Origin of the sequence: Streptococcus constellatus (assembly GCF_902167705.1) — a bacterium.
Taxonomy (GTDB): Bacteria; Bacillota; Bacilli; order Lactobacillales; family Streptococcaceae; genus Streptococcus; species Streptococcus constellatus_A.
Genome location: NZ_CABHMZ010000037.1, coordinates 1 through 19,706, shown reverse-complemented (window position 1 = coordinate 19,706; position 19,706 = coordinate 1). Strand labels below are relative to the sequence as shown.

Genomic DNA, 19,706 nt, shown 5'->3' with positions numbered 1-19,706 from the left:
ATTTACAATTCTACTTTGGCAACAACCGTTTTCGCTGCTACTTTGCCGAATGTTTCAACCGTTACAGATTTAATAGCTTGTGCATTTGTGAAGACAACAACTGTTGAAGTTTCACGACCTGCTGCTTTGATAGCTTCTAAATCAGCTGTCACAAGAAGATCACCTGCTACTACTTTTTGACCTTCTGCAACATGTACTTCAAATGGTTTACCTTCAAGACTGACTGTATCAAGTCCGATATGAACAAGCACTTCAAGACCATTATCAGTCAAGAGACCAAGAGCGTGTTTTGTAGGGAAAATACTTGTAATAGTACCTGATACTGGTGAGTAGATATTGCCATTTTCAGGTTCAACTGCAAATCCGTCACCCATCATTTTTTGTGAGAAGACAGGATCTTTCACATCAGAGATAGCAATGACTTCACCGTCAGCAACTGTTTCAACTTCTTCTGTTACACCTTTGTAGCTCACTTCCGCAGCTTGTGAAGCTGTCATTTGACTTGGAAGAGTTTCAGGAATCACTTCACCTGAGTCAAGTAAGTCTTGAATGTCAGATTTAAGAACATCCGCTTTCGGACCATAAATCGCTTGAACGCCTTGGCCTTTCATCACCAAGCCCATTGCTCCTTCAGCTTTCCATTGCTCTTCTGTACCGACTTTATCAGCATCTTTAACAGTTACACGGAGACGTGTCATACATGCATCTACATCAACGATATTAGCACGGCCACCAAGAAGATTGATAATATTCACAGCTTGTGAAGCTTCAGCAACTTTTCCGTCAGTTTGAGCTGATGAGCCGCTATCTTCACCTTCAGCAGTTTCATAGTTTCCGTTACGTCCTGGAGTTGCGTAGTTAAATTTCTTAATCATGAAGTTGGCAATAAAGTACATTCCAACTGCAAAGAGAACCGTTACCCAAATAAAGTTAATGATATCCATACCCAAACCAGCGTTGATTGCAAGTGGGGTACGAGTCAAGAATTCGATCGAACCAAATGAGTGAACACGCAAGTGAACAACGTCAGCCATTGCAAAGGCTAACCCTTGAACAACTGCATATACTAGGTATAGAGGCATTGCAACAAACATAAACATGTATTCAATTGGTTCTGTCACACCTGTCAAGAATGTTGCAAGTGCTGTTGCAGTCATCATCCCTTTGTATTTATGCTTTTTATCTGCATCAACATTACGATAGATAGCAAATACAACACCCATCAAAATACCAAATGAACCAATCATTTGTCCAACTTTGAAACGAGCTGGAGTCACGCTGTTTAAAAGATGTTGATATTGAGATGCATCTGAACCTTTCAAGTTTACAAGGTCTGTCACCCAAGCTAACCAAAGTGGGTCTTGACCAAATACTTGTGTTCCTTTCGCTGCACCAGTCAATACTTCATAAGTACCACCAATTGAAGTGTAGTTCATTGGAATCGTCAACATGTGGTGCAAACCAAATGGAAGCAAGAGACGTTCTAAAGTACCATACAAGAATGGTGCCAAGAATGGCGCTGTATCTTGTGAGTTAGCAATCCAGATACCAAATGAGTTAATCCCTGTTTGAATAACTGGCCAAACAGCTGAAAGAATAATCGCTACAATAGCTGAGCGCCAAATAACGACAAATGGTACAAAACGTTTCCCATTGAAGAATGAGAGTGCATCTGGTAATTTGCGGAAATTATAATATTTGTTGTAAGCTGTTGCTCCCACAAAACCAGCAATAATACCAACGAATACACCCATGTTAAGAGCTGGTGCTTCCAGTACACTTACAAAATAATCAGCCACTTTGATTGAAGTGCCAAACAAAGTACGAATAGTTGCACCATCTTTTGCCAATAAATCTGAAGTCACACCAAACATAACCCCAGTAATACGGTTAATCAAGATAAATGACAGACCAGCTGCAAAAGCACCGCCAGCACGTTCTTTTGCCCAGCTACCTCCAATAGCAAGTGCAAATAGAATGTGAAGGTTACCGATAACACCCCAACCAATTTGTTCTAGCACGCCACCTGTTGTAACAAGAGCAGCTACATTTGGGTTGATCATTGGAATAGACTTACCAATACTGATCATCAAACCAGCCGCAGGCATTACTGCGATAACGACCATCAGAGCTTTTCCGAATTTTTGCCAAAATTCGAAACTGAATATGTTTTTGAATGTCTCTTTCATCATTCATATCTCCTTATAAAATTTCCGCAAACGTTTTACGAAAACGTTTGCATTTATTTGACCCTTTAATTATATCATATATTTTTATTTTGTAAAGCGTTTTTATATAATATTTTAAAAATTTTTCCTATTTCTTGCTTGCAAATTGTAATAGACTAGGGAAATACGCCCATTAGAAAAGTGCAGAAAAACGATATTTCCTGCACCTCAGAGTTATTCTTGCATAGCATAACCAACACCACGCACGGTTTTTATATAACTTTTTTGCCCCGCTATATCAATTTTACTACGAAGATAGCGAATATAAACATCGACAACATTTGTTTCAACAGCACCTTCGTATTTCCACACGCGCTCTAACAACTGTTCACGGCTTAAAGCTTGATGGCTTCCCATCAATGTTGCTAATAAATCATACTCTCTTCGAGTCAATGCAATCACTTCTTCACCTCGATAAACTGTATGATTTTGCACATCAATCCGAAGATTTCGATAAGATGTTGGAACTTTCATCTGACTACAATGCTGGTCAATAAAATCACGCCCACGAAAAATGGCAGAAATTTTTTCAACTAAGTCCGTCACAATGAATGGTTCTACCATGTAAGCAACAGCAAAGCGTTGGATTTCCTCAGTATATTGAAGAATATTATCACGATTATCCAATACAATGATGACCGAAGCAGGCTTTATCACACTTAATTGTGCGGCAAATTCTGTTCCTGTCATATCGTCAAGCATAAAATTCAACAGGAATAAATCGTATTGATTCGCTCGCGCAAACGCCAAAGCATCTTTTCCTGTTTCAAAAAGATCAACCCGATAACCTTCTTTTTGTAGTTCTAAGCCAATAAATTGTGCTAACTTTTTTTCTTTTTCAACTAATAAAATCCGCTTCGCCATAGCCTATCCTATTTTTCATCATACCAAGAATAGTGGTAAATTCCTTCTTTGTCCTTGCGTTCATACGTATGCGCACCAAAATAATCGCGTTGCGCTTGAATTAAATTGGCTGGCAAGTTTTCTGCACGATAGCTATCAAAGTAAGCAATCGCACTAGAGAACGTTGGTACCGGCACACCTGCTTGAACAGCCAACGCCACTACATCACGAACAGCTTGTTGGTATTTGGCAGTGACGTCCATAAAGTATTCGTCAAGCAGTAAGTTTGCAAGATCTGCATTGCGACTGTATGCATCTGTAATTTTTTGCAAGAAACGAGCACGAATGATACAACCAGCACGCCAAATAGAAGCAATTTCACCAAACGGAAGATTCCAATCCTGTTCTTTAGATGCTACACGCAATTGTGAGAAACCTTGTGCATAAGACATAATTTTCGAGAAGTAGAGGGCTTGACGAATTTTTTCAATCAATTCAGCCTTGTCTCCTTCAAATTTAAATGTAGCTGGTTTTGGAAGAACCTTGCTTGCAGCCACACGTTCATCTTTATAAGCAGAAATATAGCGTGCAAAGACAGACTCTGTAATGAGCGGAAGCGGCACACCAAAGTCAAGAGCTGATTGACTCGTCCATTTACCAGTTCCTTTATTTCCAGCCGCATCCAAAATGTAATCAACGATCGGCCCATCTTGACCTTCATCATCTTTACGAGTCAAAATATCAGCAGTGATTTCAATCAGATAGCTATCCAACTCACCTTTATTCCATTCTGTAAAGATGTCAGCCATTTCTGCTGCTGAAAATCCAAGCAAGTGTTGCATTAAATCATAGCTTTCTGCAATCAATTGCATATCGCCATATTCAATCCCATTGTGAACCATTTTTACATAATGACCAGCACCGTTTGGACCGATGTAAGTCACACATGGCGCACCGTCTTCTGGTGCTTTCGCTGAAATTTCTTCCAACACGTCTGCTACTAATTCATAGGCTTCTTTTTGCCCACCAGGCATGATAGACGGTCCTTCAAGCGCACCTTTTTCGCCACCAGATACACCTGTTCCGATGAAATTGATTCCTGAATTTGCCAATTCTTCTGAACGACGAATAGTGTCTTTATAAAAAGTATTTCCACCGTCAATCAAGATATCTCCTTTATCAAGGAAAGGTAAAAGTGCCTGAATCGTTGCATCGGTTCCTGGACCAGCTTTGACCATGAGCATAATCCGACGTGGTTTTTCGATAGAATTTACAAAGCTTTCCACATCATAACTTGGAACAAAGTTTTTTTCAGGATGTGATGCAATCACATCCTCTGTTTTATTCGCTGAACGGTTGTAAATTGCTACTGTATAGCCACGAGATTCAATATTAAGGGCAAGGTTACGACCCATGACGGCCATACCAACAACACCAAAATTCGCTTTTGTCATTTTGTACTCCTCTTTTTAGTTTGTTTTATTTTATCATTTTTATGCGTGAAAATAAAGGATTTGTTGTTTTACATGAAACTATTTGCTATCATAAATAGAAAAACATATAAGTAAAATAATTATTAGAGCCTGTCCCCGCAAAGATAGTTTTGCCAGATGAAGATTCACTCCTCAGTTAATCTAGACAAAAATTTGCAAGAATACTGAATATATTTCAAAAAAACTTTAATAACGGACAAGTGACAGGGAATAGTCTTATATATATAAAGGTTGTCTATAGAATACAAGCCCTTATATTTATATATGTGTGCCAATGAATTTACTAGCTAATTGATAAACCTGTCGCTCTGCTTTATTGGTTCCCCATGTCTTGAGTTCCGATTTTACAAGTTCTGGAAATTTTTTACTAATATCTTTTAAAGCATTCCCTACGGACTTTCTTACGTATTCACTAGAGTCTAATCTTAAGTTCGACAATCTTTTTATCGCTTCCTGAGGATTCTGATTAAAATAAGGCCTGTAGTCCATATTCGTAAACCTTCTGTTACTGCTCTTCTTGTATTTGGCTGTTCTGCATGTAACCACTCATCAATTATATCTAGAGATTCCTCATATCCAACTCTTTTGCAATACTCATCAAAGGATTTTGCTAGAATTTCCTGAACTCTCCAATTCTTATCTTTCGACACTTCTTCTTTCATAAAATGCAAAACTGCCTTATCATCAGACAAATATCCGAATAAAAAGACAGCATACATCCGAACTTGATATACCTCTGATTGATAAGCTGATTTAGCTAATGCATGCACTTCTTTTTCTTCATAACTTTCAAAATCTAACTGCGCTCTTTTCTCAAATTCTTTAAAACCATTTTTTATTTCAGAAAAATCATGCTCTAATCTTTTTATGTATTTTTGCATATTCTGCTCCTTTTTCCAATAAAAAATATGGCAAACAAAAATTAGATTTTTCACTCCTCATCAAACAGACCTTGCAGGCTAGCAAAAGGACTGTTTTTCTCTTTTTGCTCTTGTTTACTTTGCTGATACTCTTCTTCGGTCATGACCTGCCAATCATTTCCTGAAGGCATGCTATCACTCGCTTCCTCCTCGGCTGTCAGCACTTTAAGAGGGATATGCAATAAAATATTATCTGCCACACTTTCAGCTAGATTGATTTCTTCATTTTCAATCGGCAACACCAAGTCATCCGCTATCAAATCCTGATCCACTTTTCCACTATGCGCATCGGCAAAAACTTCATTCACCAAGTAGCTCTCTTTTTGCTCTACCGGCTCCATGCTGCGACTTGACGCCAGCGTAATGGTATAAGACAAATCATAATCTAAAAAGTAAAGACCGTCTTCATATTGCACCTTTCCACTTACAAAAATGTCTTGGACATTTAAAATTTCAGGATTGCGCACTTGCAATTCTTGCGTCAAATCAAATCCTTGCTCAAAAGCAAGACCATCTGGATTTTTACGTATTTCTTGAATATGTAACATCGTTTCCTCATTTGTATTTAAATTTCTAATTTTATTATACCATTTTTGAGATGAGAAATAGGACATAAAGTTTATTTGCAAGTTACTTTACCATACCGTTCACTTACTTGGACTTTGCTACCACTTACGGAAAAGCCCTTGAAATCAACTCCTTTCCTGCTATAATCATTGCAACACATAAAAAGGAGATTAGAATGAAACTCATTGTAAAAAATAAAGTATTTGCGTTTATCAGTCTGTCACGCATATTCAATATTTTAGGCTCTTCCATTTATAATATTGTTTTTGTTGTTTTTGCATCAAGCCTCCCCAATCCTAAATTTGCTGTCGGGATTGCTAATTTTATCGTTCTCGTTCCAGTATTTTTTACTATTTTTGTGGGAATAAAAGCTGATAAAACCAGTCATAAAGCGCGTTGGCTCATTCATATGGGTTATCTCCAAGCTATGCTATTTGTCTTTGTAGCATTTCTAACTCGCTCAACTTCTTATCTGGCATTTTCTACTGTTTGTCTCTTGAATATCCTATCAGATATGATTAGTGACTATCGTAGTGGTCTGCAAATGCCTATTTTGAAAAAGAATTTAGCAGATGAAGACATGATGGCAGCTTTCTCCTTTACGCAACTAATTGCTTATCTCTGCAATTTAGCTGGACAAGCATTAGGAGTTTGGCTTCTTGCTGTCAGCAATCAACATTTCGCACTGGTAGCTTTGATCAATTCCCTGACATTTCTACTATCTTCAACCACTCTTTATTTTGTCCGCCATAAATTGACCCATGACGCCATTAAAGAAAGTGAAAATCCTCTTCCTCTCAAGCAACAATTTCTAGAAATGTATCACAGCTGCAAACTAATTTTTGAACAAAATGAAGATAGCCATTTTTTGACCTTACTCTTTCAGATACTAATACTCAATGCACTTGGTGGCTCTATTATGGCGATTTACAATCTTTATTTATTGGATCATCCTTTATTCGGACTCCCTTTCAGCCAGTCTCTTCTCATTTTTGAAACAACAATCATTCTAGGAATTGTTTCTGCCAGCCTAACCCCCAATGATTATTTTAGCAGACTCTCTGTTAATCAAATCGCTCTTTGGTCAATCTTTACACTTCTTTCAATTGGTATCATCAATGTCTTCCAATTACCTGTTTTCCTTACTATTTTTGCTGTTTTCTTTATGATGTATCTTGCTAGAAAAGTCAATCCAAAAATCAACAGCATGCTTCTTAGCAAACTTCCCTCAGATATCTTAGCACAGACTTCTAACTTTCTGAGTTTGCTGTTTAGTTTTTCTGTCCCATTTGGTACCATGATGTTTACCAGTCTCGCTATTTGGAATATGAAAGTCACATGGATTGTGTTTACAGTCTGTGGCGGATTATCTCTTTTACTATCGGTCAAAAAAAGATAGGAACAGAGCTATTATATTCAAAATTTATCTGGTGAAAGACCAAAAAAGATTGAAGTAGACTACTATGATTGTGTCGCAATCATGACTGTCTATCTCAATCTTTTTACATTTTTCTTAAGCGCTCCACTCGCTCTGAAATCGGTGGGTGGGTGTAAAATAACTTTTGCAAGCCGCCTTCTTTTTTTGGATCATTGATATAAAGAGCTGCACTAGCGTCATCAACTTTGTGGTGCATCGGCTCGCTATTTTCTAATTTCAAGAGAGCGTTAATCATCCCTTGCGGATTGCGCGTTAATTCTACACTTGAAGCATCTGCCAAAAATTCACGTTGACGAGAAATCGCCAACTGAACCAAAGTAGCTGCTAAAGGAGCCAAGATAATCGCAACAAGCGACAAAATCAGCATCAGAATTCCCAAACCACTATCATTATCTCGACTATCACGTCTGCGACTGCCACCGCCAAACCACATCATTCGTCCAGCTAGGCTGGATAGCATGGTCACCGCACTAGCAAGTGCTACCGCTATCGTTGAAATCCGAATATCATAATTACGGATATGGCTCACTTCATGTCCAATAACCGCTTCCAGCTCTTCACGATTCATCAGATTTAACAAGCCTGTTGTTGCAGCAACTGCTGCATTTTCAGGCTTTGAACCAGTCGCAAAAGCATTGGGCGATGAATCCTCTACAATATACACCCGCGGCATCGGAACTTGTGCTACCATCGCCATATCTTCTACCACATGATACAGATCAGGAGCCTCAGCTTCCGTGACTTGTCGCGCACCGTTCATAGACATGACAACCTCGGTAGATTGAAAAATCATGCTAAAAGCATAAATACCGCCAATGATAAAGGCAATCATCACACCACCAAGAGTTGAATCTAGCCATAAATAGCCGACTGCTGCTCCAATAATCGCTAACAGAGCAAAAAAAGCAATCAAGAGAACCCACGTTCGTCTTTTATTACTAGCAATTTGATCAAAGAGCATATTAGTCTCCTAAACCGCTAAAATCAACTTTTGGTACGGATTTTTCTTCCTCTGGAACAGCCAAGAAATCTGCCGGCTTAAAGCCGAACATTCCAGCAATAATATTACTTGGAAATGTTTCCAGCTTCACATTGTAATTGCTTGTTACACTATTATAAAGTTGACGAGAATACGAAATTTTATTTTCAGTATTGGTCAATTCTTCTTGCAATTTTACAAAGTTCGTACTTGCTTTTAATTCTGGGTAATTTTCTGCAACTGCAAAAATGCCAGAAATTTGACGCGTCAAGGCATCACTTGCTTTCATAGCTTCTGCTGGCGTTGTAGCAGCTGCCACTTGACGACGAAGCTCTGTTACTTTTTCAAGCGTTGATGCTTCATATTTGGCATACCCTTTGACCGTTTCAATCAGGTTTGGCAGCAAATCATTTCGACGTTTTAACTGAACATCAATCTGACTCCACGCTTCCTTAGTTTGCATACGACTTTTGACAAGACCATTGTAACTGGCAATCACAAACAATACAAGTACCACAACAATGGCTAAAATAATTATCCACATAGTCATTCTCCTTTAAATTTATTATAGACATTATACCAGAAAAATGAAAAGAATAAAAATTTAGACTTCTTCAAAAGAGAAATTTTGAAGATTCTCTTCTGATTATCTGGTATAATAGAAACAAGAAGATACAAGTAAGGACAAATGATGACACCCGAAGAATTTTATCAACTTTTAAAACAACAACAGATTGAACTCACAGACCGACAAAAAAAGCAATTTGAACACTATTTTGAACTTCTCGTTGAATGGAATGAAAAAATCAATCTGACAGCTATTACTGACAAAAAGGAAGTCTATCTCAAGCATTTCTATGATTCCATTGCGCCAATTTTACAGGGATGGATTGAAAACAAAAACATCAAACTATTGGATATTGGAGCAGGGGCAGGTTTTCCGAGTCTCCCTATGAAAATCCTCTATCCAGCGCTAGATGTGACGATTATTGATTCTCTGAACAAGCGTATTCTGTTTTTAAATCATTTGGCTGACGAGTTAGGTTTGGAAAAAGTTCATTTTTATCATGGTCGGGCAGAAGATTTTGCTCAAGATAAAGACTTCCGCGCCCAGTTTGATATTGTCACTGCACGCGCTGTTGCTCGTATGCAGGTCTTAGCCGAGCTGACCATTCCCTTTCTTAAAGTTGGAGGGCGTCTTTTAGCGCTCAAAGCCAGCAGTGCTCCTGAGGAATTAACGGAAGCTAATAACGCTCTCAGACTCCTATTCAGCAAAGTCGCAGAAAACAGCAGCTATCAACTTCCCAACGGTGACCCGCGCTACATCACTATTGTTGACAAGAAAAAAGAAACTCCCAATAAATACCCACGCAAAGCAGGAATTCCTAATAAACGACCGTTATAAAAAGAAAAACCAACCATTTCAATCGGTTGGTTTCGTTTTTATCTGCCAACTTTTCGGCTGCGATGTTGGTAATGCTTATAAAGTGCAGCATAGCGTCCGTGGTATTCTTTCAGCCAAGGCTTGTCTCGCCCACAAAAGTGAAGAAAAACTGTATGCTCCACAACCCAATCTAAATCCCACTCACCTTTACTCCGAGCATAATACAGCACATTGTAGCGGGCATCGTAGTTATACAATTCATCTGGAATCTGAATTGTCAAATGTCCATACAAAGCATTCAGCACATCTTGATCCGGTAAAAAGAGTTTAAAACTATTCTGCGCAATGTAATCTAAAATAGCCTCACGCTTCACTTCTTTCCGAATGGCGGTCAGATTCATGAGTAAAACTCCTGAATTATAGTAACTTTCTGCCTCAAAATTCTGCAAACGCAGCTTATTGACTAAATCTGTCATATTAGCATCTGAACCATGACTGGCCGCAGCATATAAAGAAGTTCCTAACTCCATTTCATAAAGCGGACAAATATCATTTAAACATAAAATATCTGCGTCCAAATAAAGAATCCGCTCCAAATCTTGAGGAAGATATTCATGCGCCAACAAACGATAGTAAATTGTTTCTGGATACCGATCAGTGCTTGGAGCATCTTCAAAGGCCTTTTCGCCAATCACAACCGGCTCATAGATGATCCCTAGTGTTTCACAAAAATCCTCAATCTCCATATTCCTTTTTAACAATTCTTTTTGCAAGACAAACACATGCAACAAAGCTGACGGTGTATTCAAATAAACTGAATACAAGGTCGTTTTAAATTGCTCTACATAATGATCATCGATTGAAAATAAAAGATTTATTTCCGTCATCTTCTCCCCATTCCATCTCATCTATTCTTCTCGAAAAACAGGCTGCGCTCCAAACGTTTGTGAAACAGGCATGATTTCAATCCGGTTGATATTGACATGAGGAGGCTGTCCAACAATCCAAGCAACAGTATTGGCAATATCAACTGGCTGAATAGCATGAGCTCCTTCATACAATTTTTCAGCTCGTTGATCATCTCCTTTAAATCGAACAGTTGAAAATTCTGTTCCCTCACAAAGACCGGGTTCAATGTTAGTAACACGAATATGGTGTCCTGCCAAATCAGCACGTAAATTTAGAGAAAATTGCTTCACAAATGCTTTACTAGCTCCGTAGACGTTAGCACCTGGATAAGGAACCGTTCCAGCGGTTGAACCTAGATTGATAATGAGCCCAGTATCTCGCTCTACCATTTGCGGTAGGATCTGACGTGTTAGATAAACCAAACCAATAATATTGGTCTGAATCATCGTCAGCCAATCGTGCATATCTGCCTCATAGGCCTTGTCTAAGCCCAATGCCAGACCTGCATTGTTGACCAAAATATCAATCGTTCGCCAATCCTCTGGCAAACTTTCTAAGGCTTGATCCACACTTTTTGTATCCGACACATCCATTTGAAGCGGATAAAAATTTTCAAGACCTAACTCCTGCTGAAGTTGTGTCAGCTTTTCCAATCTTCTCGCTGAACCAATCACTCGGTGACCTTCTGCCACCAATCGACGACAAATAGCTTGACCAAAACCAGCTGAAGCTCCTGTTACCAATGCAATCATTTTCTTCCTCCTATGTACATTTCAATTCTCATTTATAGCCAAGGATTGTAAAAGCGACCATGATTGACGAAAAAAAGTAAGAAGCTGAGTAGTAAAAATAAAATAGCCAGCAAAATCACTTCAATATCCAACCTCTGAAAAGCCTGATAAGTGTACCAAGTCCGCTTTTTATTTTTACCAAAACGGCGCAATTCCATGGCTGTCGCAATCGTATCTATCCGCTCCAGCGAGCTAAAAATCAATGGAATAATGATTTGCAGATTCCCTTTGATGCGTTGGTTTAATTTTGCTTTTTTAGACAATTCCAAACCACGCGCTTCTTGCGACATTCTGATGAGGTAAAATTCCTCCTGCAAGTCAGGAATGTAGCGCAATGTCAAACTGACAGAATAGGCGATTTTATACGGTATCCCAATTTGATTCATACTAGACGCAAACTGACTAGGATGCGTCGTCATCAGAAAAATAACCGCCAAAGGAATGGTGCAGAGATATTTCAAGAACAAATTAAACAAATAAAAGATTTCCTGCGCAGTTATAGTATAACTGCCTAATCCACCGAACCACACCGTCTGCTCACCGTAAATCTCCACTCCATACTGAGGCGCAAACAGATAGACCATGATAAGATTCAAAGTGGCAAAAACACCAGCAAAAGCTAAAACAAACGATACATCTTTAAAATGAATGTTCGAAACTCTAAAAAGCAAGAGCGATCCAACCGCAATGACCAGCAACAAGCGAGTATCATAGCTAATCATCGCTGCAGTCGATACCAAAATGAAAAACAGTAATTTACTCGCTCCAGATAAGCGATGCAAAAAGGTCGTTCCCGCATGGTAACCAATAAGTTTTTGTTGATTAAGCATGGCTTTCCTCCCTTTCTTGCATGTAAAATTCTGTTAAAGCGAGCGGATCAACTTCCAATTTCTCAGCCAAGGAAAAAATAGACGTTTCCTTGAGATTCGCCGCCTGAATCAAGGCCTGATCTGTCAAGACTTCGGCCGGTGATTTGTCCGCCAGAATCTTACCATCCAACATCACAACCGCTCGGTCAGAATAATCCAACATCAGCTGCATATCGTGCGTAATCATGATAATCGTATGCCCTTTTTGGTTCAACTCATCTAAGAAATTCATGATTTCTGTGTAATTGCGTTGATCTTGGCCAGCCGTTGGCTCATCTAAAAGAATAATCTCTGGATTTAACACTAAAATGGAAGCAATGGTCACTCGCTTCTTTTGCCCAAAAGACAAGGCGGAAATGGGCCACTGCCGAAATTCGTATAGGCCGCAGGTTTTTAGCGCGGCCAGTACACGCTCTTTTATCTCATCTTCTGCAATCCCACGCAACCTCAACCCCAAAGCAACCTCATCAAAAATCATGGTTGTTGAAATCATCTGATTTGGGTTTTGCAAAACATACCCGATCCGTTCTGCCCGCTCCTTAATGGAGTCACCCTTGATGTCTCTTCCTTGCCAAGTATAGCTTCCTTCTGTTGCAATAAACTGGCAGAGCGCTTTTGCTAGCGTAGATTTTCCAGCACCGTTTTTGCCGACAATGGCAATTTTTTCACCTTTAGAGATTGTAAAATCAATATCTTGTAAAACCTTTTTCTCACCGTAGGCAAAGTGGACATTTTTCAATTCCAGCAAATTATCCTGTGCTGGTGGTTTTTGAATAGAAACTTTTTCGCCCGAAAACTGAACAGCAGAAACATCGATCTGTGCTAAATTCGCCAACTGTGCAGAGTTCTCTAGCTGAAAACCAAGCTGCCGCAAGGTTGTCAGATAAAGTGGCTCTCGAATCCCATTCTCAGCTAACAACTGCGTATGCAGCAGGTCATCAGGACTGCCGTTAAAGAGAATTTGCCCGTCATTGATGAGGACGATCCGATCAATAGACCGATACAGCACATCTTCCAGACGGTGCTCGATAACAATCGTCGTCGTTCCTGCTTCCGCATGAATCTGATCAATCAGCTCAATCGTATCCTGTCCCGACTTCGGATCTAAGTTTGCCAAAGGTTCATCAAAGAGCAAAATCGGACTTTCGTCAATCAGCACCCCGGCCAAACTGACCCGCTGCTTCTGCCCGCCAGATAAGTCTTGGGGGCGCTGGTGCAACAATGATAACAAATCTAGTTTCTCCGCCCACAAATGAACCTTTTCTCTCATCGTCGGCAAATCCACCATGTCATTTTCCAAAGCAAAAGCCAAATCTTCCGCAACACTCAGCCCGATAAACTGACCGTCCGTATCTTGCAAGACGGTACTGACAAGATTGGATAGGTCATAAATACTGCTGTCAAAGACAGACTTCCCTTGAACCAACAAACTTCCTGTCATTTCTCCACGATAAATATTTGGAATAATGCCATTTAAACATTGCCCAAGAGTGGACTTCCCCGAACCAGACGGACCCACGATTAAGACCTTTTCTCCCTCATAAATCGTCAAATCAACATTTTTCAAGGTTGGTTCTGTCTGTGCTTGATACTGAAAACTAAAATTTTCAAATTGAATAATTGGTTTTTTCATAGCATGTTCTCTATAAAGCAAGGGCAATTTGCATCGCCAAGTTAGCCACTTTGTCTTTTTCGTCTAGGTCTGCATGATTCGCTAAATTACGCATATCCCAGGCTTCTTCTGACAAGTGATCCGCCGCATAAAAGAAATGACAAACAGAAATGTCACGAAAAGCTGCCAAAGCTGCAACTGCTGAACATTCCATATCTACACAAACAGCACCCATTTCTTTTCGCTTACGGAGTTTCGCAGCTGTTTCCCGATAAATGCCGTCTGTCGTCCAAACTTTTCCAACTGTATGAGAAATTCCTTTATCAGCTAAAAATGACCGTAAAAAATCCCGCAAACCGACATTTACTTCTATCTCATCAGAAGCCGGCAGGTAATGATAACTGGTCCCTTCATCACGAATAGCCGCATGAGGAACAATGATAGACGTTTCCCTAATCGTTTCATCTAAAACGCCACAAGTTCCAAAAAGAACCAGCTTCTTCATTCCAAAGGCAATCAAATCTTCCAAAATGGCGATACAGGCAGCCGCCCCGACTGGTGAATTGAACATGGCGATTGCCTTACCTTTTATAACAACCTTGTAAATGGGAATTTCAATATTTGCCATGGAAGTGGAGGTCAATAGCTCATGCTGAAAATCAGCCAGCATGCGCTTAAAGGTCTCACGAGCAAAGCAAGACACCACTGTTTCTGGAAAATCGGGCAACGCCTCCACCAAATCTTCTGGATTGATAATCGCCTGACGATTTTCATCAAATTCCTCTAAAATCATCCACTTCTCCTCTTGTACTTACTCATTCTATTGTAGCACAAAAGAAAATAAGATGAAAATCAATTTTGAAGTCCGCTAACACTGCCGCTAAATTAAACCTTGAACGTGAAAAAATCTGACCAAACAAGAAGCGTTCAACTTCCTGCCGACCCTACACAGTTACTGAGAAAGTGCGTCAATGGTTAAAATAGTCGACCCAGGCGACGGAGAAAACTAAAACCAGTTGAGACTATCGACTCGGTCGACGGAGCAAACCAAAACTCGTTGAAACTGTCGACCCAGGCGACGGAGGAAACCAAAACTCATTGAAACTATCGACCCGGTCGACGGAGCAAACCAAAACTCTTTGAGACTATCGACCCAGGCGACGGAGGAAACCAAAACTCATTGAAACTATCGACCCGGTCGACGGAGCAAACCAAAACTCTTTGAGACTATCGACTCAGTCGACGGAGGAAACCAAAACTCATTGAAACTATCGACCCGGTCGACGGAGCAAACCAAAACTCTTTGAGACTATCGACTCAGTCGACGGAGGAAACCAAAACTCATTGAAACTATCGACCCGGTCGACGGAGCAAACCAAAACTCTTTGAGACTATCGACTCAGTCGACGGAGCAAACTAAAACTCGTTTCTTCTGTCCGACCCTCGGATGACATGAACTAAAACTAGTTTACCCCGTCTGACCCTCGGATGACATGAACCAAAATCAGTTTGCTCCGTCTGAGCCTCGGAAAGCTTACCCAGACAATATTTTCCGTATTAGGTACTTTCTTAAGCCTAAAAAGCAAATGAAAAGCTCAATCATAGGGCATCTTGCCATTATAAAGCAAGGCAGGGACAATATGCTCCCTGCCTCTGTATCCTAATAATGAACTGTTTCTCTCCCAAAGGAGTTCCACCCTCTTTTATTCAGAATCTTCCATTTCCATATCAATCTTGTCTCGACGATGTTGATTGTATTTATTTAAAAACCAATTGAACACACCCAGCACTAGCAGATAGGTTATAAAACTTCCAAATAGAAATAGGATAAAATCACTCGTCGGACGATTTTTATAATGCAATTCACCAAAATGGTAATGATAATACCCACTGAGAATTGTCAGTAAGAATGATTGGAATAATGTCGTCAAAATTCCCAAGCTCTTTTCAACAATTCTTTCTCTCCACAATACAAAGTAACAAATACTCCCAGCAATCAAAACCGCTGCTAATTCATCACCATAACCTTCTATTGGAGAATTCAGAAAGAAAAACTTGATACTGATTGCAATTATCAAAAATACAAGTAAAAATCGGAACGCATAAGCTTCAGCCTTGTATGTCCCTTGCCGAATACGCTCGTCCTTTTCGCCACCAAAATAATCCTTTATTTTGCTCATGATACATCTCCTTTCAGGATTCATCTTCTAAGTCCGCTAAATATTTCTCAAATCGCATCTTCTGCCATTTTCCAACAACTTCTAGTATCAGATTGAACACTATCATGATTGGAAGGTAAATCAGAAACGTAATCGGAATCACAACTAAAAACTTGGCATGCAATGGATTATTCTGATAAATAGCATGATTGACTTGAAAATTCTGCACCAAAATCACAACCGTCACCAAAGCCGTCATTGCCATAACGCCCAAAATAGTGAAGGTAAAACTATTGAAATAATTGGCTCCTAGCCGCCGGCAACGCTCCAAAAAGTATAGGAATGCAACAAGACTTGAGAACAGGAATAGCTGTGTATAAACCTTCCCCAAATGGATAAAAATACTTCCAATATAAAAGATAAGATTACTAGTCATCAGAAAACTAAAAGCTTCCATTCCTGCTTTATTGACCAGTTGCTCTTCTCGCTCATCTAAAATCTGACGTTTAATGAAGTTCATCTGTTCTCCTTTGCTATTTTTCTAATTCTTTTTCTAATTGTCTCTGACGTTTGGTGTTCAACCAATCAACTCCTCTATCCAAAAGATCAGAAACCAAAGCCATTGTCACTAGAATAACTAAAAATTTCAAAATTGAGTGCTGATTCAGATATAGCTGTATTTTAGAGAACTTGCTAACAGAAGAAGCGGCTAAAATAAGGATTGCTGCCTTAAGTCCGTTTACTAAACGACTTCTAAACACTTTCTCTGAATCATGCTGACGAATTTCCAAACCGAGTTCCCAAGAACGAATAAGCGCATAAAGCTCCATTCCTGCTATTATCACAATTTCCGATAAACACGCTTCTATCGATAGATGCAAAAATATCAATTTAATAAAGATAGAAGTCAACAACAAGATAACCGCTAAAAAAGCAACCTCATTACCTAATTTTTGTTCCATCTGTATCGTTCTTTCATCTTGAAAGACTCTTTTCTTTTTAATTTCCATCTTTAGCCTCCTCCCAAAATAATTGATCTAATGTTTTATCCAATCGTTTACAAATTGCAATACAGAGACCGAGACTAGGATTGTATTTCCCCGCTTCAATCAAACCAATCGTTTGTCGCGTGACACCAATCGCATCTGCCAAATCTCCCTGGGTCAAATCGTGTTCCACTCTTGCCATCTTGAGCTTCAGATTTTTATCCATGATCCTCACTCCCTCTGTCAGCCTTGCCCTTCTCCCTTTGCTGGCTAGTATAGAGCGAGAAACCAATGCTGATACCGGCCAAGCCTATGATGAGATAAGTCAGCTGCTCCTGAACCAGACCTAAAAACAGGAAAATCCCAGTCGAAAACAGCCATAAGATAAGCGTAGTCTTGTTAAATGATTTCTTTTGCTTCATATTACTTCCCCTTTTCTAAGTCCATTATACACTATATTATATAAAATGCAATATATAAATTACATTTTGTGTGATATTTTATTGAAAGTAAAAATAAAAAAGCTGGAACAAACATCTCCAGCTTCAAAATATGCTGTGCAATAAACCAACAACGCAGTGGTGAGAGTAGGAAGAAACATTTTCAAACCTTCGCTCCGTCTCACTCCCGCTTCATGTCACTAATCCTTTTTCAAACTTCCTGATTTGGTTTGCGTGCGAGCATAAGCCAGCAAAAGCACTGTCCCCGCAATGGCAACGGTCAAACCATTAGAAATCGTTGCAACAACGCCCTGTACAAACACCTTGTTTGCAGGCTCATTGTAAATCAAAATATCACCGAGCGGCGCGATGACAATCCACACCACAGCATTGGCCAACAGTTGAATCACATTGAACGATACAATATCTTTTGCTTCAAAAATACCTTGCGTAACACGGATTCTTTTCCGAAACAGTCCAACAATCAAGCCAAACAAACCGCTGGCAATGACCCATGACCACCAAGGATTTCCATATTGCAAAGAGTCTTTTAGGGCATGCCCGATGAAGCCCGTTAAAAATCCAACCACCGGACCAAAAATCACACTAAACAAGGCCTGCAAAGCATACTGCAATTGAATACTTGTATTTGGCACAGGAGTTGGAATACTAATCATTCCGATAACGACGAAGAGAGCTGCTCCAATCCCCGTTGCGACAACACTTCTTATTGAATTATTTTTCATAATAATCTCCTTTTTATTATTTATTTTTCAATCCGCTTGATTTCAATACTCCACTGCGCTCCAACTCCTACATTATAGGCCTTTGCAAAAGAACCTTGATTGATAGCCAGGCCAACACGATAAAGAGAATTGATATACAAAATCGGCTGACCAATCCGTACATCCGCAAAAGATTTCCCATAAGTCACCTGGTTCTGATAGACTAGCATATCATTATTGTAAATCGTGACCTCAAATCGATCACCAAATTCAGGACTGAGAGTATAAAATTCCTCACGCCTAATAGAAGTCCACAGTGAGCCAAAACGAACATCTAAAATATCAATAGCCCCACTAACAAAATCATTTCCAATTGTCGTTTCCACAACAGGAATTTCCACGATATCTTCAATATCTAGTTCAGGACCTACCTCCTCAAAAGTAATATGGCCACTAGCTAGTTTTGCCCCTGTATAGGCATAAACATCCCGACCATGAAACGTATAAGAATGCTCCGTATTTTTTCGGCGATTTTCCACCTCCGAAATCTCACGAATCGCAACAATTCCCACATGTTTCTTGATAAAAGAAAGTGTCCCATTATTTGGCGTGACAATATACTGATTTTGTACAGTTTTGGCAACAACGCTTTTCCGCTTAGAACCAACACCCGGATCCACAACCGATACAAACGTTGTCCCTTCCGGCCAATAATTCACCGTTTGAAACAAACGATAGCTTCCCTCAAAAATATTGTAAGGTGTAATATCATGGGTTAAATGATGTATTTTTAACGTTGGAGACTCCTCTAACGCCACACCGACCATTGCCGATACGGCCCCATCTACCAAGCCAAAATCTGATTGCAATACAAGTAAATTATTATGCATCTTCTCTCCTTTATCACACTTATATCATAACATAAATTACATTTCTTATCCATATCTATTTTTTATCACATCAATAAATACTCTCTATAGCTATTTTGATACGAAATGCCGTTCCAATTCAAAATTGGAACAAATGTTTAATATCAGAAGATAATATTCTTATCAAAATGTAATAATTTCTAATTTAAGATTCATAAAATTTCATTGACTCCAGCCATTGATAACAAATAAACTGGTAACATTTGAATACCAAAAAACAAAATGCCTCTCCCCTCTTTCGATATTTGCTGATAATCTTTCCACTGCAATTGATATTGAGCAGAAAAAAAGAGAGAATGAACCTATTCTCTCCGGATGTTAAAAACTAACATTTATTTAATCTAATATCGAATAAAATATCGGGAAGACAGGATTCGAACCTGCGACACCTTGGTCCCAAACCAAGTACTCTACCAAGCTGAGCTACTTCCCCT

Annotated in this window: 20 protein-coding genes, 1 tRNA gene and 1 pseudogene; 2 read left to right on the top strand and 20 right to left on the bottom strand. The window is 39.4% G+C overall.

Translation table 11 applies throughout. The annotated features are described in order from the left end of the window. Positions 1-2: 2 nt before the first annotated feature. The 5 genes and pseudogenes from FQ204_RS10160 to FQ204_RS10140 all read right to left on the bottom strand — a co-directional run bounded on the left by FQ204_RS10160 (position 3) and on the right by FQ204_RS10140 (position 6,032). Positions 3-2,192: a PTS transporter subunit IIBC gene (locus FQ204_RS10160; RefSeq protein WP_144211165.1), complete on the bottom strand. Its 2,190-nt coding sequence runs from the start codon at positions 2,190-2,192 to the stop codon at positions 3-5. A 210-nt stretch (positions 2,193-2,402) separates the two neighbouring features. Further along, positions 2,403-3,092, bottom strand: coding sequence for a DNA-binding response regulator (locus FQ204_RS10155; RefSeq protein ID WP_144211163.1), 690 nt, complete (start codon positions 3,090-3,092; stop codon positions 2,403-2,405). Between the two features lie 8 nt (positions 3,093-3,100). Further along, on the bottom strand, positions 3,101-4,525 hold the full coding sequence (gndA, locus tag FQ204_RS10150) for an NADP-dependent phosphogluconate dehydrogenase (protein ID WP_144211161.1): 1,425 nt from the start codon (positions 4,523-4,525) through the stop codon (positions 3,101-3,103). Between the two features lie 297 nt (positions 4,526-4,822). Beyond that, positions 4,823-5,445 (bottom strand): annotated as a pseudogene (locus FQ204_RS10145) (DNA alkylation repair protein). A 50-nt stretch (positions 5,446-5,495) separates the two neighbouring features. Then, positions 5,496-6,032 (bottom strand): DUF177 domain-containing protein, encoded by a 537-nt coding sequence (locus FQ204_RS10140; protein ID WP_144211159.1) that lies wholly within the window; start codon positions 6,030-6,032, stop codon positions 5,496-5,498. 194 nt (positions 6,033-6,226) lie between these two features. Here FQ204_RS10140 and FQ204_RS10135 point away from each other — a divergent pair, with 194 nt between their 5' ends. Continuing rightward, the gene (locus tag FQ204_RS10135) at positions 6,227-7,450 is read left to right on the top strand and encodes an MFS transporter (protein ID WP_144211157.1); all 1,224 of its coding nucleotides are present in this window, start codon (positions 6,227-6,229) and stop codon (positions 7,448-7,450) included. A 103-nt stretch (positions 7,451-7,553) separates the two neighbouring features. Here the strand turns inward: FQ204_RS10135 and htpX are convergent, their stop codons facing one another. Then, positions 7,554-8,450 carry a zinc metalloprotease HtpX gene (htpX, locus tag FQ204_RS10130; protein ID WP_144211155.1) on the bottom strand — a complete coding sequence of 299 codons (897 nt, stop codon included), beginning with the start codon at positions 8,448-8,450 and terminating at the stop codon, positions 7,554-7,556. A gap of 1 nt (position 8,451) precedes the next feature. Further along, complete coding sequence (locus FQ204_RS10125) at positions 8,452-9,012, bottom strand: LemA family protein (protein ID WP_144211153.1); 561 nt, start codon at positions 9,010-9,012, stop codon at positions 8,452-8,454. A 147-nt stretch (positions 9,013-9,159) separates the two neighbouring features. On the opposite strand from FQ204_RS10125, the gene rsmG reads away from it, so the two are divergent. Further along, the gene (gene rsmG / locus FQ204_RS10120; RefSeq protein ID WP_144211151.1) at positions 9,160-9,873 is read left to right on the top strand and encodes a 16S rRNA (guanine(527)-N(7))-methyltransferase RsmG; all 714 of its coding nucleotides are present in this window, start codon (positions 9,160-9,162) and stop codon (positions 9,871-9,873) included. Between the two features lie 38 nt (positions 9,874-9,911). Here rsmG and FQ204_RS10115 read toward each other — a convergent pair whose 3' ends face one another. From FQ204_RS10115 to FQ204_RS10055, 13 genes are all read right to left on the bottom strand, one after another. Next, positions 9,912-10,739, bottom strand: coding sequence for a glycosyltransferase family 8 protein (locus FQ204_RS10115; protein WP_144211263.1), 828 nt, complete (start codon positions 10,737-10,739; stop codon positions 9,912-9,914). Between the two features lie 21 nt (positions 10,740-10,760). Then, the gene (locus tag FQ204_RS10110; protein WP_144211149.1) at positions 10,761-11,513 is read right to left on the bottom strand and encodes an SDR family oxidoreductase; all 753 of its coding nucleotides are present in this window, start codon (positions 11,511-11,513) and stop codon (positions 10,761-10,763) included. Between the two features lie 32 nt (positions 11,514-11,545). Next, entirely contained in the window at positions 11,546-12,382 is an 837-nt protein-coding gene (locus FQ204_RS10105; protein ID WP_144211147.1) for an energy-coupling factor transporter transmembrane component T family protein, read from the bottom strand. Further along, a complete protein-coding gene (locus tag FQ204_RS10100; protein WP_144211145.1) occupies positions 12,375-14,054 on the bottom strand; it encodes an ABC transporter ATP-binding protein in 1,680 nt (559 codons plus the stop codon). Before FQ204_RS10100 ends, FQ204_RS10105 begins: the two co-directional genes overlap by 8 nt. 10 nt (positions 14,055-14,064) lie before the next feature. Continuing rightward, positions 14,065-14,826, bottom strand: a complete 762-nt coding sequence (locus FQ204_RS10095; protein ID WP_144211143.1) for a nucleoside phosphorylase — start codon at positions 14,824-14,826, stop codon at positions 14,065-14,067. 910 nt (positions 14,827-15,736) lie between these two features. Continuing rightward, the gene (locus FQ204_RS10090) at positions 15,737-16,213 is read right to left on the bottom strand and encodes a DUF6773 family protein (RefSeq protein WP_144211141.1); all 477 of its coding nucleotides are present in this window, start codon (positions 16,211-16,213) and stop codon (positions 15,737-15,739) included. A 13-nt stretch (positions 16,214-16,226) separates the two neighbouring features. Next, positions 16,227-16,712, bottom strand: coding sequence for a DUF6773 family protein (locus FQ204_RS10085; protein WP_144211139.1), 486 nt, complete (start codon positions 16,710-16,712; stop codon positions 16,227-16,229). Between the two features lie 13 nt (positions 16,713-16,725). Beyond that, a complete protein-coding gene (locus FQ204_RS10080; RefSeq protein WP_144211137.1) occupies positions 16,726-17,202 on the bottom strand; it encodes a DUF6773 family protein in 477 nt (158 codons plus the stop codon). Next, positions 17,192-17,404, bottom strand: coding sequence for a helix-turn-helix transcriptional regulator (locus FQ204_RS10075; RefSeq protein WP_144211135.1), 213 nt, complete (start codon positions 17,402-17,404; stop codon positions 17,192-17,194). Before FQ204_RS10075 ends, FQ204_RS10080 begins: the two co-directional genes overlap by 11 nt. Beyond that, a complete protein-coding gene (locus FQ204_RS10070) occupies positions 17,397-17,600 on the bottom strand; it encodes a hypothetical protein (RefSeq protein ID WP_144211133.1) in 204 nt (67 codons plus the stop codon). Before FQ204_RS10070 ends, FQ204_RS10075 begins: the two co-directional genes overlap by 8 nt. A 218-nt stretch (positions 17,601-17,818) precedes the next feature. Continuing rightward, on the bottom strand, positions 17,819-18,364 hold the full coding sequence (locus FQ204_RS10065; protein WP_003041326.1) for an ECF-type riboflavin transporter substrate-binding protein: 546 nt from the start codon (positions 18,362-18,364) through the stop codon (positions 17,819-17,821). A gap of 20 nt (positions 18,365-18,384) precedes the next feature. Next, the gene (locus tag FQ204_RS10060) at positions 18,385-19,233 is read right to left on the bottom strand and encodes an S-adenosyl-l-methionine hydroxide adenosyltransferase family protein (protein WP_144211131.1); all 849 of its coding nucleotides are present in this window, start codon (positions 19,231-19,233) and stop codon (positions 18,385-18,387) included. Positions 19,234-19,631: 398 nt separating this feature from the next. Beyond that, positions 19,632-19,705, bottom strand: a tRNA-Pro gene (locus tag FQ204_RS10055). Between the last annotated feature and the right edge of the window lies 1 nt (position 19,706).

What these genes read in the sequence shown, in the direction of transcription:
- FQ204_RS10160 (WP_144211165.1), bottom strand. Translation starts at nt 2,192, where the DNA reads ATGATGAAAGAGACATTCAAAAACATATTCAGTTTCGAATTTTGGCAA.
- FQ204_RS10155 (WP_144211163.1), bottom strand. Translation starts at nt 3,092, where the DNA reads ATGGCGAAGCGGATTTTATTAGTTGAAAAAGAAAAAAAGTTAGCACAA.
- gndA (WP_144211161.1), bottom strand. Translation starts at nt 4,525, where the DNA reads ATGACAAAAGCGAATTTTGGTGTTGTTGGTATGGCCGTCATGGGTCGT.
- FQ204_RS10140 (WP_144211159.1), bottom strand. Translation starts at nt 6,032, where the DNA reads ATGTTACATATTCAAGAAATACGTAAAAATCCAGATGGTCTTGCTTTT.
- FQ204_RS10135 (WP_144211157.1), top strand. Translation starts at nt 6,227, where the DNA reads ATGAAACTCATTGTAAAAAATAAAGTATTTGCGTTTATCAGTCTGTCA.
- htpX (WP_144211155.1), bottom strand. Translation starts at nt 8,450, where the DNA reads ATGCTCTTTGATCAAATTGCTAGTAATAAAAGACGAACGTGGGTTCTC.
- FQ204_RS10125 (WP_144211153.1), bottom strand. Translation starts at nt 9,012, where the DNA reads ATGTGGATAATTATTTTAGCCATTGTTGTGGTACTTGTATTGTTTGTG.
- rsmG (WP_144211151.1), top strand. Translation starts at nt 9,160, where the DNA reads ATGACACCCGAAGAATTTTATCAACTTTTAAAACAACAACAGATTGAA.
- FQ204_RS10115 (WP_144211263.1), bottom strand. Translation starts at nt 10,739, where the DNA reads ATGACGGAAATAAATCTTTTATTTTCAATCGATGATCATTATGTAGAG.
- FQ204_RS10110 (WP_144211149.1), bottom strand. Translation starts at nt 11,513, where the DNA reads ATGATTGCATTGGTAACAGGAGCTTCAGCTGGTTTTGGTCAAGCTATT.
- FQ204_RS10105 (WP_144211147.1), bottom strand. Translation starts at nt 12,382, where the DNA reads ATGCTTAATCAACAAAAACTTATTGGTTACCATGCGGGAACGACCTTT.
- FQ204_RS10100 (WP_144211145.1), bottom strand. Translation starts at nt 14,054, where the DNA reads ATGAAAAAACCAATTATTCAATTTGAAAATTTTAGTTTTCAGTATCAA.
- FQ204_RS10095 (WP_144211143.1), bottom strand. Translation starts at nt 14,826, where the DNA reads ATGATTTTAGAGGAATTTGATGAAAATCGTCAGGCGATTATCAATCCA.
- FQ204_RS10090 (WP_144211141.1), bottom strand. Translation starts at nt 16,213, where the DNA reads ATGAGCAAAATAAAGGATTATTTTGGTGGCGAAAAGGACGAGCGTATT.
- FQ204_RS10085 (WP_144211139.1), bottom strand. Translation starts at nt 16,712, where the DNA reads ATGAACTTCATTAAACGTCAGATTTTAGATGAGCGAGAAGAGCAACTG.
- FQ204_RS10080 (WP_144211137.1), bottom strand. Translation starts at nt 17,202, where the DNA reads ATGGAAATTAAAAAGAAAAGAGTCTTTCAAGATGAAAGAACGATACAG.
- FQ204_RS10075 (WP_144211135.1), bottom strand. Translation starts at nt 17,404, where the DNA reads ATGGATAAAAATCTGAAGCTCAAGATGGCAAGAGTGGAACACGATTTG.
- FQ204_RS10070 (WP_144211133.1), bottom strand. Translation starts at nt 17,600, where the DNA reads ATGAAGCAAAAGAAATCATTTAACAAGACTACGCTTATCTTATGGCTG.
- FQ204_RS10065 (WP_003041326.1), bottom strand. Translation starts at nt 18,364, where the DNA reads ATGAAAAATAATTCAATAAGAAGTGTTGTCGCAACGGGGATTGGAGCA.
- FQ204_RS10060 (WP_144211131.1), bottom strand. Translation starts at nt 19,233, where the DNA reads ATGCATAATAATTTACTTGTATTGCAATCAGATTTTGGCTTGGTAGAT.